General features: G+C 45.2%; 9 protein-coding genes. 1 reads left to right on the top strand and 8 read right to left on the bottom strand.

The genetic code is table 11. The annotated features are described in order from the left end of the window. Positions 1–114: 114 nt before the first annotated feature. Positions 115–1,317 carry a PepSY-associated TM helix domain-containing protein gene (locus tag ABIX36_RS17835; protein WP_348083528.1) on the bottom strand — a complete coding sequence of 401 codons (1,203 nt, stop codon included), beginning with the start codon at positions 1,315–1,317 and terminating at the stop codon, positions 115–117. Positions 1,318–1,322: 5 nt separating this feature from the next. Next, positions 1,323–3,773, bottom strand: coding sequence for a TonB-dependent receptor (locus ABIX36_RS17830; RefSeq protein WP_348083527.1), 2,451 nt, complete (start codon positions 3,771–3,773; stop codon positions 1,323–1,325). 520 nt (positions 3,774–4,293) lie between these two features. On the opposite strand from ABIX36_RS17830, the gene ABIX36_RS17825 reads away from it, so the two are divergent. Beyond that, positions 4,294–4,860: a dihydrofolate reductase family protein gene (locus ABIX36_RS17825; RefSeq protein ID WP_348083526.1), complete on the top strand. Its 567-nt coding sequence runs from the start codon at positions 4,294–4,296 to the stop codon at positions 4,858–4,860. Positions 4,861–4,927: 67 nt separating this feature from the next. On the opposite strand, the gene ABIX36_RS17820 is transcribed toward ABIX36_RS17825, so the two are convergent. The 6 genes from ABIX36_RS17820 to ABIX36_RS17795 all read right to left on the bottom strand — a co-directional run bounded on the left by ABIX36_RS17820 (position 4,928) and on the right by ABIX36_RS17795 (position 17,313). Continuing rightward, complete coding sequence (locus tag ABIX36_RS17820) at positions 4,928–6,763, bottom strand: beta-galactosidase family protein (RefSeq protein ID WP_348083525.1); 1,836 nt, start codon at positions 6,761–6,763, stop codon at positions 4,928–4,930. A 26-nt stretch (positions 6,764–6,789) separates the two neighbouring features. After that, complete coding sequence (locus ABIX36_RS17815; RefSeq protein WP_348083524.1) at positions 6,790–9,240, bottom strand: sugar-binding domain-containing protein; 2,451 nt, start codon at positions 9,238–9,240, stop codon at positions 6,790–6,792. A 9-nt stretch (positions 9,241–9,249) separates the two neighbouring features. After that, on the bottom strand, positions 9,250–10,791 hold the full coding sequence (locus tag ABIX36_RS17810) for a glycoside hydrolase (protein ID WP_348083523.1): 1,542 nt from the start codon (positions 10,789–10,791) through the stop codon (positions 9,250–9,252). 51 nt (positions 10,792–10,842) lie between these two features. Continuing rightward, entirely contained in the window at positions 10,843–12,357 is a 1,515-nt protein-coding gene (locus ABIX36_RS17805) for an RICIN domain-containing protein (protein WP_348083522.1), read from the bottom strand. 61 nt (positions 12,358–12,418) lie between these two features. After that, positions 12,419–14,122 (bottom strand): RagB/SusD family nutrient uptake outer membrane protein, encoded by a 1,704-nt coding sequence (locus ABIX36_RS17800; protein WP_348083521.1) that lies wholly within the window; start codon positions 14,120–14,122, stop codon positions 12,419–12,421. An 11-nt stretch (positions 14,123–14,133) separates the two neighbouring features. Continuing rightward, positions 14,134–17,313, bottom strand: coding sequence for a TonB-dependent receptor (locus ABIX36_RS17795; RefSeq protein ID WP_348083520.1), 3,180 nt, complete (start codon positions 17,311–17,313; stop codon positions 14,134–14,136). Between the last annotated feature and the right edge of the window lie 43 nt (positions 17,314–17,356).

Below are 17,356 nucleotides of genomic sequence, written 5' to 3'. Positions count from 1 at the left end.
TATGGTAAAGGATGAGTCAACAAGGGTCAAAAGATCTGTGAAGACCTCTTGACCCACGAAAGACGGTTACAACCCAACTAAGGTTTCTCCGCTCGATTATCCGTGTTATTATCATCATCCCTCAATCATTAAAAAGGGTTGTTTTGATAGCGCTCGGATGCGCTTTTTAGGTTTCTTATTACGCCTACCCAGCCATATTAAAAAACCGGTAATGGGTAAAGATGCACATACAAAGCTGACTAAAAAAGCTAATATCTGTGTAGGCAACCCATATATGCGCCCGGTATGGATGTCCTTATTAGAATTTCGCCATTTTAGGCCAAGTGGTTTGCTGGCGTGTATCAGCGTATCAAAAAGTTTACCTGTGCGGCTATCGTAATAATAGTAACTCATGTTGCGCCAGCCATCCGTGCGGTTTTTTAGATATACGTAATTCATCATTACATGCTCTCCCTTCCCGGGCAAGTTAAAGCCAATGGTTCTATAGTTTCCTTTTACTTGCTGCTGCATATCATAAAACACCTGGTCCAGTTGGTTGGCTGTCGTATCAGCATTGGCAATAACGGGTGCCTTACGCGTCAACTCAACCTTTTTTGCTGAACCAAACAGGTTGTATATACCTTTCTCCCACCATTTAAACGACCAGGTAAGGCCGGTTATGGCAATCAGTATAGCTATGGGCAGCACATAAAAACCAAAGCTGTTATGCACATCATAATTAACGCGCTTAAACTTAGCATTCCATTTTACACCGATGCTTTGCTTAAACTGCCGGTAGTTTTTGGGCAACCAAAGCATAAAACCGGTTATCATCATCACCAAAAACAATAATATACATGAGCCAACCACTACGCTTCCTACTGGTTTAACTAATAGCAGCTGGCGGTGCAATTGCTCCACAACGTTAAAAAACTCGTAACGGCTATCTATAACACCCAAAACCTGGCCGGTGTATTGGTTTACATAAATATCATCCTTGTATTTAAACTGGCTGAAGTAGCTCAGCGTTAGGTACTTCTTATCGTTCACTTTAAAGTTAGAGAATACGTAACTGTCGTTCTCTTCGCCAATTTTAAAAGACTTTACAGGCTTGCTTTTTCCGACAGCTTTTTGGGCGATAGCCAATAATTCCGAAACCGGCCTTGCAGGGCCGGTTCTTTTCACTTCAACTAAATTTTTATGGAACAGGCTAAACAATTCCTCGTCAAACACCTGTATGCAACCCGTTACTGATATAATTACTACAACAATACCCGTAAACAGCCCTATCCATAAATGAAGCCATGCGGCTACCACTTTAATTTTTTTCCAGATCATATCGCTTAAAATGAATAGTTCATAGTTAGCAGGTAGTTTCTTGGTATACCCGGGAACAGGCGGATATAGTCGTACCCACCTACCCAGTAAGTTTTGCCGGTAATGTTGTTGGCGTTCAGCTGCAACTGCATTTTACCAATTGTATAAAATAAAGCGGCATCAACCAGGGTATAATTCGGAATGGTTTGTGCCAGGTTGATAGATAGGGAACGTTTGTCAACATAGTTAGCACCTAAACCAATACCCAAACCACTTAAAGGGCCACGTGCTAAGTTGTAACGAGTCCAGATGTTGGCCATGTTGCGGGGCGCATTTGGCTTTTGCGCGCCTACTTCTGCCGGGATGGTACTTTCGGTAATTTTTGCATCGTTGTACGCGTAGGATGCCAGCACACTCCAGTTTAAGGAAATGCGACCTGTAACATCAAATTCTATCCCGCGGGAACGCTCTTTACCAACAGGCCTCAGCAGATCTGGCTGGCCGGCAACGTTGGCGTTGTAAAGCGTATTGCTTTGCTCTATCTGGTATACAGAAGTGGTGATGGCTAACCTATCGTTAAACCAGCTGCTTTTGGCGCCTACTTCAACCATATTACTTTTCACCGGATCAAACGGACCGCCTGCGTTAGGGTTTGACAGTGTTGCGGCCGTTTGCGGGTTGTACCCCATCACATAAGTACTGTAGATATTGATATTTTTTGTAGCGGTGTAAACCAAACCAAAACGGGGCAACCAGGCGTTTGAATGGGTTTTGGCTTCGGTACCGGTTTTGTAGTTGGCAAAATCAGTGTAATATTCATAACGCACACCAATTATAGCCTGGAAGTTGCCCAGCTTCAGCTGGTCTTGCACGTAACCTGCGTTTAAGTAGTAGAAAGCCGGTGCTAAGGTTGTAGGAGCAAAAAAGGCTTTACTATCATCCTGTAAACGCTGTGAATTTATGGAGTTAGTTAAATCGAAAGATGGTATATTTGGTATAGGGTTACCTTTAGCATCGCGCAGGTACTTTAAACTGTCTTTAGCTACATAATTGGCAACAGTGCCGTTATTTGCGGCATTACGGTAGCCCGATGCTGTTAATTGCGATGCACCAACCGGCGTTTTTTCGCTGCCGTAATCATAACCGGCTACAATCTTATGCTCGATAACGCCCGTTTTGCCGTTGTAGTTAAAGTAACCGCTAAAGTTATCTATGTAGCGTTTACGCTTGCGCGAAAAAACCTGCATAGCTACAAGGTTAGGGATATCTGCCCCTAATTTATCTTTTGCATAGACGTTGGCACCACGATGCTCATACAGCTCTTCCTGGTAGCCGGTTTTTGAGTAGGCAGCGTTAAAGTTGAAATGATCATTAAATTTATGGTTTAATGATAAGGTAACAATGTAAGTTTGCTCGTTGAGGTAATCGTTACCGGTGCTTAATGATAATGATTGCGGGGTGGAATAAAGGTCGGTGCCGATAACAGACTGGCCCCTGTCTAACCTGCTTTTTGAGCTATTATAAACCATATCAAAGTTGATATGCGTTTTTGGCGATGCAATAAATGTTAAAGAGGGTGCTACGATAACATTTTTATCAAACTGCAGGTCGCGGAATGAGTTGGCATCTTCGTAGCCAAGGTTTAACCGATAAAGCAGTGTACTATCCTTATTAGCCGGGCCGGTAAAATCGGCAAGTCCCCTAAAAGTATTAAAGCTCCCCAATGATAAGCTGACAGACTTGCGACTTTCGCTCAAAGGTTTTTTGGTGACACGGTTAACCACACCACCGGGGCTGGCATTACCATACAGGGCAGATGAAGGGCCTTTCAATACCTCTACTCTTTCCAGGTAATTGGTTAAAGGTTGTTTCCAAAAACCGGTGCTCGAGCGCAGGCCGTTAACCAATTGTGTATTACTTTGACCGTTGACTCTAAAACCACGGATGGTAAGGTCATCATAAAAGGAAAATTGCGACACCCCGCTAAAGTTTTTAACCACATCACCCACACGAACGGCGCCTTGATCAGACATTAGTTCTTTACTGGCATAGGATACCGATTGTGGCAGATCTTTAATATCGGTTTCGGTTTTGTTGCCGATGAAAGTGGATTTGGTTTTGTAAGTTTTTTCCTTTCGCCCGGTGATCTCCACTCCTTGCAGTGCATTTGTATTTATGCTGAGTATGAGATATACATTTAATGTACGCGCCTCCTCAACAATAATTTTTTTGCTGATCTTTTGATACCCCAGGTAAGTAGAATGTATAATATATTGACCGGGTTTTACTGCTGAAATAACGAAATTCCCGTTCGCGTCGGCCGCCACGCTCAGATTCGATGGTTCTAATAATAAGGTAGCATCTGCCAAAGGTTCGCCGCTATCGCCGTTAATTGTACCCTTTATAGCGCCCGTTTGAGCCTGGGCATGGAGAATAGCTGATAGAAAAAGGAGTGTAATAATTACATGTATCTTCATAAAAAGTATTTTATTCAAACTTAGACTAAATCTAAATAAAAATAAGGATTTTTTACAAATTGTAAATAAGCTGTTTTATAAGACCTTATATCGTATTTTGTCCCGTTTAAAAATTTTGGTAGGTGTCGGACGCGGCGCAAAATAAGTACTCACATGAAGGATGAATGGCTCACTATGCAATCAGACGAAAGATGTTCGGAGGGGATGCATCTATTTTGTTTATTCGGTCAAGGTAAAAACGCATAAGCGTTGGGATACGGAAAAGGAACTGATGGAAAAAGCATCAGGTTATTGGATGAGCCTGCCCGTCAGGTCCTGACAGTTGATAAGATCTGCCCATAATCCCTATTTCGCGTTTTTCTTCCATAATAATCTTATTCAGCCATACCATCGATTGCGATTAAGCATCTGGCGAGAGTTACAATCGCCCCCTTACCCTGTCGCGAACACACCCACAAAATCATCGGCTGCATGTATATATTTGCTATAGAAATAATACGATCAATTAAAAACGATTGCTATGCGAAAATTAAAGTTACAGGTACAAATGACTATTGATGGTTTTGTAGCCGGGCCGGACGGCCAGCTGGACTGGATGTGGATCCCCGGTGAAAGGGATGAATCCATCTTCGAAAAAGTAATTGACTTGGCAGAGAGCTGCGATACTATTTTACTGGGGCGTAAAATGACCCGGGAATTCATCGATCACTGGGAAAATGTGGTAGACAATTTGCCCGACAGCCCGGAACAACCTTTGGCGCAACTAATGGTGAATATGCGCAAGATCGTTTTCAGCCACACACAAACAGCCATTAATGGCCGGAATTTAGAAGTGGAGAACGGAGATCTTACCGTTGCGGTACAGTCGTTGAAAAATGAACCGGGCAGGGATATTATGGTTTATGGCGGAGCCAACTTTGCAAGTTCGCTCATCAGCCTGAATCTTGTTGATGAATACTACATCTTCAGGAATCCGGTAGCGATTGGCAAGGGACTTACCATTTTTACGGAGCAAAAGATTTTGAAATTAGATAGTTCCATCACTTACAAAAATGGAAAGGTGATTGATAAGTACCTGCCCGTATAGACATGAGCCTAATGCAAGTATCAGATTTTCTGCGTTAATCTGATATCTGCATAGTTGGCCGTCCCAATTATTTTTGATCTGTTAGTTTATCCAGAATCGCATGATCTATCCCGGTCAGTTCGTTTTGCCCCGGCTTGATCAGTTCCAGTACTTTCACATCGTTAGCACCCTTTTTCAACCATTCTGCTGGTACATATAGCGTTTGCTGCGGACCGATATACCAGTAACGGCCGAGGTTATGGCCGTTTATCCATACGATACCTTTACCCCAATTGCTCATATCCAGGTAAGTATCTGCAACTTTGGTTAAATTAAGAGAACCGCTTTTTATTACGGGTTGGTTTGCTTTGTTGATACCTGGCTTCAAAGCAACTTTGGTGATATCTTTAAACGGCAAACCGTACATCTTCCAGTTTTTTATTTCTTTGCCAGCCAGTAGCACATTATCGGTGATCCCTTTTTTATTTTTGAGCAGATAAGGGCCAAAATTAATACGGCCCAGATTCTCCACCAATATATCGAGTACTACCTTCCCTTTTGGCAGGTCGATATTTACGCTATCCTGCTTTAATCTCCGGTCGAGTATCGCCACACGTTTTCCGTTAACATACACCAATCCATAATCGCGCAGTCCGTTAATTTTGAGTAATCCCGATTTTGCATCGTTTAGTGTGGTACGATATAAAACAAAGCCATAAGCCTGGTTCAGGTCCTCAAAGCTTAGCGGTTTTTCGCTTAGTTTAGCGGCAGGTAATATACTAAATACACTTGCAGAACGCGTAAATTTAACAGGCGGAAGGCTCATTGATGGTTTTGCGGCAGGCACGTCAGGCAGGGTTTGCCCCGCAGGCAGGTGCTTTGCTATAACCGATCTGAATTTCATGAATTTATCTGTAGCATTACCGGCCTCGTTAAGCGGTGCGTCATAATCATAGCTGCTGATCTGCGGCTCGTACGGGTCTTTATCGTTATAGTTGGCACCATTCATGAACCCACGGGTGGTTCCGCCGTGAAACATATACATGTTGATGGAAACGCCCGCGCCCAGCACGGCATCCAGTTTAGTAAGGTAGTTTTCTGCAGGCACTGTATGGTGTTTTGTTCCCCACCAATCGAACCAGGCCGGGTACCATTCTGCAATAAAGTACGGGCCCTTGCCACCGTAGTTATCACCAATAAGTTGTTTCACCTTCTTTACATCGTCTATGCCGTTTATAGCCGGAAGCAGGCCGGGTAAATGCCCGTCCTTAATAGCAGGCTCCGGGTCGCAGGTATAAAGCTGGCCATCAAAACCTGCATCCACAAACATTTTGCGGTTCAGTTCCAGGTATTCTTTATCGTTTCCGTAAGAGCCGTACTCGTTCTCAATCTGCACCATCAAAATGTTACCACCATGGTTTACCAGCAGCGGTGATAATTGCTTACCAACTTGTGTAAGGTACTTTTTGTAGGCCGCCAGGTACTTAGGTTCTTTACTCCGCACTACAAGGCCTTCCTCTTTCTCCAGCCAGTATGGGTAGCCGCCAAATTCCCACTCGGCACATACATAAGGGCTTGGGCGTAGTATTACCCAAAGGCCTTCCTCCTGCGCGGTTTTCACAAACGCGGCTATGTCGTTATTTCCCACAAAATCGTATTGACCTTTTTGGGGTTCGTGTACGTTCCAAAAAACGTAGGTACCAATGGTGTTAAGGCCCATAGCTTTAGCCATGCGCATCCTTTGCCGCCAGGCCTCGCGCGGCACACGTGTATAGTGCATTTCGCCGGAGATGATCTGCAGAGGCTTGCCGTCGAGCACAAAAGAGGTATCGCTCAGCGAAAAGGTGTGCTTTCCCTGCTGGGCCTGTACCACAAGTGAGATAGAAAGAAAAGCCGAAAGCAATGAGAGTTTTATAAATTTCATAAAAAACGATAGAGGGTGTTATTGTACTATTGAATTGAGTTTGGTTGTTTTACGATGAGTGTTATAGATGCAGGCTTTAAGCCAGGCGAGCTCACAAGCACATGTATTTTCCCTGCCGTTCCATTTGTTTGGATATAAGCCAGCAAGCGGCCATTAAGCGCTTTCCTTTGCGCCCCTTTGTAATCTTCGTGGCTCGTAGTGCTTCCGCTTTCCAGCCCGATAAGTTTGCCGTGGCCTGTTACAGATACGGTTATTTCATTATCGGCCTTAAAAACGGGGTTGCCTTTATTGTCGGTAATGGTTATTTCAACCTGGCTCAGACCTTTTGTTTTGGCTGCAAACAGCGCATTGTCTGGCAGTGCCTTAAGCTGAGAAGCTTCAGCAGCTGTTTTTATAACATTACTGCAAACCTCAATGCCGTTGTTAAAAGCTTTAATCACCAATTCGCCGGGCTCATAATCAACCTGCCACGAAGGCACACGACCAGCGGTGGTATTGCGTGCTTGCTTACCAAGTGAGCGGCCATTTAAGAAAAGCTCGGCCTCCTGGCAATTTGTGTAGCAATCTATTTTTATTTTGCTGCCGGGCTTCCAGTTCCATATGGGCAGGGCGTTTCTGTGGCTCCAGATACCTTTGTCGTCAGCACTTGTAATTTCGCGTGCACCTATATAAACCATCGGCTTATCGACCCATAAGCTTTGCCTATAAAAATATTCGGGTTTTGTAAAGCCTGCCAGATCTATAATTCCCGCGCCGTTGCTCCGTTGCGGCCATTTACCGGCCTCTCCGAGGTAATCTATACCCGTCCACAGGTATTGCGCGGATATATATTCGTTGCTGTCAACAGCGTTCCATGCCTGCTGCTGCATCCCGTTCTCGCTGCCGTAAATAATTCTATTGGGGTATTTTTTATGATCATCCGCATAGCGGTATTCCTGGTAATTATAGCCTACCACATCCAACACATCAGGATACCCTACTTCGTTAGACATCACTACGCCCGCAAGTGCGGCGGTTACCGGCCGCGTTTCATCTATTGCCTTCACATCGTTCACTAACTTTTTGGCTATTGGTGTAAGTCCGCTTGCAGCCGGGTGATCCGGCAGGTAGCCCTTACCATAGATCTGCGGATTACGGCCAGTGCTGAGCACTTCGTGGGTATAGGGGTCATTGGGGTAATCTATTTCGTTACCAATGCTCCACATAATAATAGACGGGTGATTGCGCGCCCGTAAAACCATATCGGCAACGTCCCTGTCGGCCCATTCTTTAAAATTCTCGTGATACCCATTTTTTGATGGCGTGCCAACATTCCAGCCCGCTACCCATTTATTTTTACCTATCGCCCATTCGTCAAAAGCTTCGTCCATCACTAAAAAGCCCATCTTATCGCTAAGATCATACAGGTAATCGGCATGTGGGTTATGGCTCAGTCTTAATGAATTTACGCCGGCCTCTTTTAATATCTTTAACCGGCGCACCCATACTTCCGGGGGAACGGCTACACCCAAAGCGCCGGCATCATCATGAATACATACGCCTTTCAGCTTGGTGCTTTTTCCATTCAGAAAAAAGCCCTTGTCTTTATCAAACTTTATGCTACGGATGCCAACCGATTGTGTTACAGCGTCAATTTCTTTCCCCTTGCTGATAACAGAAACCCGGAGCTTGTATAAATTCGGCTTCTCAACGCTCCATAAAAGAGGTGCTGAAATGCTTTGATTAAATTCAATAAACTGCTTTTCAGCTTTTAGTTTTATAGTCTTTTGCAGGGCTGCAACTACTTTGTTGTTATCATCATAAACGCCGACTTTAACAGTCACTTCTGTTAGCGGACCAGCACTTTTGACGATAGCAGCTTCCACTTTTAGTTCGGCTTTTGCGGCAGACACTTGCGGTGTGGAAAAGGCTATACCCCAATTATCGATATGCACGGGATCTTTAACAATTAGATAAACGTTCCGATAGATACCCGAACCTGTGTACCAGCGCGAATCGGCGAAATCAGAATGATCCGCTTTTACAACAATCGAGTTCTTACCCTTTAAATTCAGGTACGGGGTAAGATCGTACTGGAAAGAGATAAAACCATTTGGGCGCTTGCCCAGTAAATGGCCGTTTATCCAAACCTCGCTGTTTTTGTAAACCCCATCAAAATAAATATAAACCTGTTTACCCTGCCAGCTGCTGTTGCCCGCGAAACTTTTTTTATACCAGCCTATTCCTCCTGGCAGATACCCTGTAGCGCTTGCCCATTCATCACTAAACGAACCTTCAATACTCCAATCGTGCGGCAGATCTACAGCCTTCCATCCCGCTTCGGCATCTACAGCCTTAACTCCGGCTGTGATATCACCTTTATGAAAGCTCCAACCAGAATTAAATAAAGCAGGCGCCCACCTGTCCTGTGCTTTTAACACAGTGGATGGGAGCATGAAAACGATCAGCGAAATAAACAGGTAGACCTTATTTTTCATATCATTGAATTATATGCTTTTTTTGATAGAGCCGGTGATGGTAACAACCGACCTGGCCGGAATTACACTGCTGCTGCCGGATATCTTGCCTGCTTGCAGTTCGGCATTTTGCGATGTGAGGTATGATGATGCGAATTGCACCTTCGCTGCGCCTACATTTAACTTTATAGTTACGGCATCAGCAGATGGATTGACGATAACCAGCGTTAAAGCCTTACCTTTTTTAAATGCAGATACTAAAAGGTGGTTAATTGAACCTGAAGACACATTGGCAGCAACGCGCACGGCACCGGGCCTTACAAAGCGGCTGTAGTTGCCCAACGCCCATAGCATTTTACTGCTGTAGAAATTTCCGTCGGTTTTATTTTTATCTACATATATCAATCCGTCTTTATAATCATAGGCCGAGAGTGCGGTCCACCATTGCCATGCCGAGGCGTTAGCCACAGCAAGATCGGTATGAATGACCGATGCGAGGTACAGCGCCGCGTTAATACCGAGGTCGCGTTTGTTGCCGTTTATCTCCCCGCCATTATCTCCAAGGATACAATATTCCGATTGCCAGAAGTTTAGACCCTTTACCTGTGCAATAGTATCCGCCAATGCCTTACGGGCTTTTACCGACGATGCCAAGGGAGAGGTTGTAAAATAGCTATGCGCCGCAATGGTATGGCTAACATTGGGCAGATTGCCAATATAGTTTGGCGATCCGGCTTTAAAAAAGTCGCTTACTTGGTTTCCCTTACCGGCTTTGTCGCCCTTAGTGAATAAGTAATTGATACTTCCTGCCTCAGCTACCAGGATTCTCGAGCCGATCTTTTTTTCATTGAATTTACTGCTGATCGATCGTACCAGGCCTGCTACTTCTGAATTAGTGTAGGGGCAGCCTTCCTGCCCTCCATCGCTCCAATCCCATTGGGGTTCGTTTATGGGGCTTATATAATTAAACTTTACGTTGCTTGTTTTCTCTATTCCTTTTATGGTGTTTACCAGGTAACCGGCAAACGCATCGTATTTATCCGGGGCTATATTTACCTTACCCCCATTTGCATACGCTTTACCGTTGCTGGTAAACTGCACGGGTGGCGTATTAGTAAAACCTAAAAACTGGTTTACACCGCGTTTCTTCGCGGCTTTTAAAAACCATATTTGCCCGGCCTGGTTTTGCCAGTTGTAACCGCCATCATTATTTAAAAATGATTCAGCACGCCGCCATTCATCTCTTATACCGCTCGCAGCACCCTGTTGCGTACTTCCCCCGCCAATATTAAACCGCCATAACGACAAGCCGATCCCTTTGGGCGAGCCATCTGCGTTGTTATCAAGGCTAAATAGCAGGTCGGCTATTTTTTCGCGCTTGGCATCGGGCCAATTGCCAACAAACTGGCCGGCCCACGCATCAGAAGCAGCAAAATTGCTGATGGTTTGATACGTTTTTGCCACATCGAGATCAATAGTTACTTCACTGGCTTGCCCATGGGCAACCGGCCGGCCAAGCGCCAGGCAGGTTACCATTAAAAGGGCAAACTTAATTGTAGATATTCTGGTCATTATTTTAAAAACAAAAAGGGTATACCAACTGGCATTACCCTCTTGCGTAAATTACTGTTGTATAATTTGCCATTGCTGGTTAGTACCCGCATTGCTACTCCATTGAATAACACCTGCACCATTGGTGGTAGACGCGCCGTTAACATCAAGCGCGAGCCCGCTGTTTCTATTTACTACTTTGTAGATACCCGGGCTGGCAGCAGTTAATTGCCATTGCTGGTTGTTACCGCCATTCCATGGCCATTGGATAATACCTGCACCTGCTGTAGTTGAACTCATATCAACATCAAGGGCTTTACTGCTGTTACGATTGGTGAGCTTGTAATAGCCGCCGCCGTTGTCGGCAATTACCCATTGCTGGTTATTACCACCATTTTGCGGCCATTGAATAATACCCGCACCATCAGCTGTCGAAGATGCGTTAACATCAAGCGCCTGACCGCTATTCTGGTTTAAAAAGCGATAAAAAGCACCTGTGTAAAACACATCGGTACCGCCGGCGCCAACGCCCCATGCATAGGTGAGGCGGCTTAAACCCGTTAAATTGGTATTGGTAATGGTGAGGCCTGTACCGCTGCCGTTTATTTGCTGCATGGCATAACTATCGCCGGTGCGAATGCCCGGCCAGTAAACACTCCCCATGCTAAAAGCACGTACGTGATTAGTTAAACCCTGCAGGTAGGCGATCTCCTGGTCGCCGCCTATGGCGCCGGTATAATTTTTACCCCCGGTCATGGGTACACCAAACTCGGTGAGTACCGCACGATTGGCATAACTGCCAATATTGGCTTTAAACCTGCTCTCCCACTGGGCAGCGGTAGTATTGCTGCCATTACTAAAAAAAGTATAATCGTGAACAGATAACAAACAGCCCGAAAAACGACTGTCGGCACCTACACCGGTAAGATCCTGCGAATAAGAAGTCCCGCTTACCAGGATCCTTGCCTGCGGTACAGTTGGATAGTTGGTTAACCACTGCGCACAAATGGTTGTCCACTCAGAAAGGGAGTAACCATGCGGTTCGTTAAAAATTTCGAAGTAAACGTGTGCATTACTGCCATATTTAGCTACAACCGTTTGCCACATCAACCAAAATTGTGTCATATCATCTATACGGCCATCCGCGGCAGATTTGCTTTCCCAGCAAGCCAGTATCACGTTCATGTTTTTTGAGATCGTCTTATCAATAAGGCCAGTATAGGCGTTCCACCAGGCTTGCGAAACGGTTGGATAATTTACCGGCAATCGTACGGTATTCGCGCCTGTATTATTTTGCACCCCTGTTAACACATAACTTGCCTTTGACGCTACGGTTGCATAACTATCAGAAGATGTTAATCCGCTAAGCACAAGGATGCCGTCGGCAAAGTTATCTCCATCTGCCGCCCAGTTAACGCCTTTTAACGCACTTGCCGGTGTGGCATCTGCCTTAACAATGGCCGTTGTTGTTACCGGTTCCTCAATAACCGGGGTAACGGTTTCTGGGCCGGTTGTTGCAACCTTATCTTTTTTGCATGCTACCACAACGCAACACAAAGCCAAACACCAAATTTGTAGTTTTTTCATGCGGATAGATGTATTAGTAAAAAAGGGGGAAGAACCTCTCCCCCCTTAAATAATTCAGTTATTAATAACCTGCATTTTGTTGTAATTGCCCACCCGATGCCTGGATCTCGGTTCTTGGTATTGGCAACCAGTAGTGCTTGGTTGCAAACGAACGGCCATCTAAAGCAACTTTTGGCGTGTATACAAAACTACCATCCGAAGCCTTGGTAATAATTACACCACCGGCAGGCTTGTTATCGGTAACATCAGCTATCTTCCAACGGCGCACGTCATAAAAACGGTGCTCTTCAAACGCCAGTTCAACACGGCGTTCGTAACGCACGGCATCGCGCATTTGTGCCTGTGACATACCCGCTGCTAAAGTTGGCATATTGACGCCAGGGCGCGAACGGATCATGTTGATGGCGGTACGTGCGCTTAATGTTGCCCCAGCCGGGATCACATCCGGGCCATAAGCCTCGTTAGCAGCCTCTGCAAAGTTCAACAGGATCTCTGCGTAACGGAAATAGATCCATGGATGAAAGCCTGCGTTGCCCCATGGGTTTTCAAGCGGGTACGCATCGTCCATGTATTTACGCAGGTAATATCCTGTTTTTGTCGTATTCCAGTTGCTTTCGCCGTCTTTACTATCTTTTCCGCCCGGTATAAAGGTTTCAATATTGCGCCCCCTGTATGGCGAGCCATTGTGTAACACAGTGGCATCAAATCTTGGGTCGCGGTGGTCGTAAGGATGCGTTGGGTCGTATCCGGAAGTTGGGTCTGCTATTGGTTTCCCGTTATCCATCTGATAATCATCCACAAGGTTTTGCAGTGGGGTGTTACCTGCCCAGCCACCGTAACCATTTGGCCCGTTGGCAATTTCCATATGGGTGTGGTTGTCGTTTTTGGTGTAAAGGCGTTCAAATATAACCTCGTTGGTTTCGTTCTCCAAAAACATTCTGTTATATCCACCAGTATAAATCCCATATTTACCAAGGCTTATAACCGCCTGTGCAGCAGTTGCAGCATCAGCCCAGGTACCTGCGCCGTCATATAACGGGCTGGCAGCATAAAGTGCCAAACGAGATTTTAATGCGAGTGCTGCGCCTTTAGTAGCGCGGCCCAACAGCCATGTCCCGTCGTTATTAACGGGTAACTTTGCGGTTGCTTCGTCCAGTTGAGCTATGGTATAGGCAATGCTTTCCTTAATAGTTGCACGCTTAAATAGTGCCGGGTCCTGCAAGTTATCGGTTAATTCATAAACCTTATCGCCTACTAATACTGCGCCACCGTAGTTACGGATAACGTCCTGGTATCTAAAAGCCCTGATAAATTTCAGTTCGCCCTCTATACGCGCTTTGTGGCCTGCGCTCATCGTTATTTTAGGCAATACACTCAATGCATAATTACACTCGCGGATACCACGGTAGCTGCGTGCCCACAACACACCAGCACCACCCAAATTTTCGGGAGCAAGCTGGCCGCGCTGTACCAGCCAGGTATCGTCATCGTTGTTGTAGATGGATTCATCACTTAGCGAACTCCACATGCTGTACTCAAAACCTCTACCAAAGCCGGGCACGGTACCGTCACCCTCTTTGTTTTGTAATTGTGTACCCAAATATCTGTTGGTAACGTAAGCTTCAAATACTGCAGAATCCGCTTCTATCGCCGAGGTAGCTATCCTATCTGTTGGCTGTATCGCCAGGAAATCTTTTTTACAGCCGGCTATTGTTAGCGCCGTTGCCGCAAAAAGGTAAAATATTTTTATATGATTTCTTTTCATGACTGTTTATATTAAAATTTCACGTTTGCGCCTATGTTAATGATACGTTGCTGTGGATAAAACTGGCCGCTGCCACTTGTACCCTCCGGGTCATAATCTTTACCTTTTGTTATCGTGAAAAGGTTAAATGCACTTGCATAAACGCGCAAGCCTGCTAATTTAATTTTAGATAGAACCGTTGAACCAAAGTTATATCCTAACTGTACGTTCTTCAACCTCAGGAAGGATGCATTATCAAGCCAGAAGGTATTGTTGTACTGGCCACCGCTTATCGCGCTTGATGCACGCTCTGTTACACGCGGGTAAGTTCCGTCGGGGTTGCTTGCGCTAAACCTGTTGTCGGCCCAGCTGCTGTAGAAGTTGCCGATAGTACCTGTCTCTGGTAATACGTACTGGCTCACTTTAGACTGGCCTGAAAATAGCATCGAAAGATCGAAGTTTTTGTAAGCAGCGTTTAAGGTAAAGCCGTACGTCATCAATGGAATGTTGCCGTATTTGGTACGCTCGCGGTCATCTGCGGTGATTTTACCATCGTTATTAAAATCTTCGTATTTCAGGTCGCCAACTTTGGCCCCCGGAACGTGCGGATATGCATCCAATTCTGCCTGGGTGCGGAAGATGCCTATGCTGTTATACAAAAGATACGTATTTAAGGGATGGCCTGTTTGGCTTTGATAATCTAAAGTGCCGGACGCTTCATCTATAAATATGATCTTGCTTTTTGCGTAAGTGATGTTACCGGAGATACCCCAGGTAAAATCGCGGCCGCTATTGTTGTATCCCAATGTACCTTCAAAACCGGTACTGTTTACTTTACCAATGTTTTCAGACGGTACCAGCGGATCGGCATTGTAAGGGTTTACGATACCCGAAGTGGCCGGTAAGGATGCATTACGGGTAGCCAAAATGCCTGACCGTTTTTGCTGGAAATAGATAGCCTCGAGGGTGAAGTTTCTCAGGAATGTTGCATTGATACCGATATCAAGTTTGCGGGCCACCTCCCAGGTAATATTCTCGTTGGCCAGTTTTACCAGGTTAACATTTGGCTGTATAACGTTTGTGCCGCCATTGGCGTTGGGGTCATAAGCTACAAGCCCATTACCAACAATTACATAGTTATTAAAGTATTGAAAACCGTTTACAGCATCGTTACCCAACGAACCATAAGACGCTCTCAGCTTCAGATCGTCGATAAACTTCACATTATCTTTAAACCAGCTTTCCTTGGAAATACGGTAACCAACAGAAGCTGATGGGAAGTATCCCCATTGTTTTCCTGACGGAAATATCGAGCTTCCGTCTGCCCTTAACTGGCCTTCAAACAAGTACTTTTCATCATAGCTGTAGGCAAGCCTGCTGATGACACTGCGGCGGGTATAGTTTGAACTGTAACCCGAGTTGAGGTAATCTGTTGCCGCGCTGCCGCCTTGCGAAAGTTCCGGCAATTGCGATGATAAATAGTTAAACCGTGTGGCATCGAAATAATCGAGATGGTTTTTGCTTTGCTCATAACCAACAAACGCGCTGATATCATGCGCGCCAAAACGGCGTGCATAGTTCAACTTAATGTTTGAAGTGATAAGCGATTGGCTGTTCTGAGATTCGAACAAGGTTGCTTTTTTATTATTACCTCCCACAACTGTAGGTGTGTAAGTATCTGCAGCCTGGTTGTAAGTGTACAGGTTATAAGGTGTATTGTAGTTTTTGTTAAAGTTGAAGGATTTATCAACCGAGAAGAAACCATCAAGCGACAGCCCTTTTAGCGGTAAAAGATAGCTGCCCCTTAAAATTGCGTTTAAGGTTTGTGAGGGATTTTGTGCAATTCCGCCGATATCGGTTACCTGAACCGCGGGGTTGTTATCTTCTATACCCCGTGTTGGAAATCCGTTTGGATAAAACGCAGCAACGGTTGGTTTTGAGCGATAGATAGACCTGAAGATACCACCGGCACCTACCATTGGGAACTTACGCTGCTCTTCGCGGCCTGATAAAGACAAGCCTACTTTTAATTTGCTGGTGATATTCGCATCAATGTTTGACCGGAAATTATACTGATTGTATTTGGTAGCGCCATTTTTGTAAATACCGTCCTGATATAGGGTACCTAACGAAACAAAATACTTTACATCATCGCTGCCACCGGTTATTGATAAGCTATGCTGATTTTGCAAAGCCTGCGATTTTAAAGTAGTTTTTAACCAATCGGTATTAGGGAAGTTGATCGGGTCAGAACCATCCCTGAATTTTTGGATCTGAACTTCTGAATAGGTCTGGTTTGGGCCGCCGCCGCTGTTTGCATCGAGGGCTACCTCATTCATAAGCTGCGCATAAGTTGCTGCATCGGCCATTTTAGGCAAACGCGTTGGCGAGCTGAAGCCCTGGTTAAACGAATAGCTGATAGTTGGCTTACCAGTTTTACCTCTTTTGGTAGTAACTAATATAACACCGTTAGCCGCACGGTTACCGTAAATAGCTGCCGATGCATCTTTTAGTACAGATACGCTCTCGATATCATTCGGATCAAGGCGTTCTAAACCGCCTATTTGCCCGGGGATACCATCTACTACTACCAATACGTTGTTACTGCCGGTTGTTGCCAAACCCCTTATGGTAATGCCAGAGCCATCATAGCCAGGCTCGCCGCTGCGGTTATTTACAATTACACCAGAAAAACGACCGGCGAATGAGTTGGAAAGATTGGGCTGCGGGCTTTTCACCAGGTCAGCACCTTTCACTTGAGAAATAGAACCGGTTAGAGTAGCTTTCTTTTGCGTACCGTAACCCACCACAACAACTTCGTTGAGTGATTTAGCATCGGCGCCTAACTGTACGTTTATGGTTGACTTGCCATTGATAGAAACCTCCTGCGTGGTATAGCCTATGAAAGAAAACACCAGTGATGCATTCGGGTCTTTTACAAGGAGTGAGAATTTACCGTTAACATCGGTCACAATACCTTGTGTGGTTCCTTTAACAGCAACAGTTACGCCCGCAAGCGGAAATCCTTTTTCATCTGTAACAACACCCGTTACCGACAGATCTGCAGCCCGGGTGAACTTTACAGAAATTTTATGACTGCTGCCGGCTGCCATAGCCGGAGAAGAAAGCGGAATTGCCGAGATGAGCAGCAAGCCGATAGCTACTCTTGCGCTTCCATGCGGTGAAAATTCCTTCAGTAAATTTTTTCTCATGTTTTTTAATTTAACGGTTTGATAATTGGTTTTTTAGTGCGTG

The sequence above is a fragment of the Mucilaginibacter sp. genome (genome assembly GCF_039925265.1).
Taxonomy (GTDB): domain Bacteria; phylum Bacteroidota; class Bacteroidia; order Sphingobacteriales; family Sphingobacteriaceae; genus Mucilaginibacter.
The sequence above is the reverse complement of the archived record's forward strand: the minus strand, read 5'-3'. Positions and strand labels throughout refer to the sequence as shown.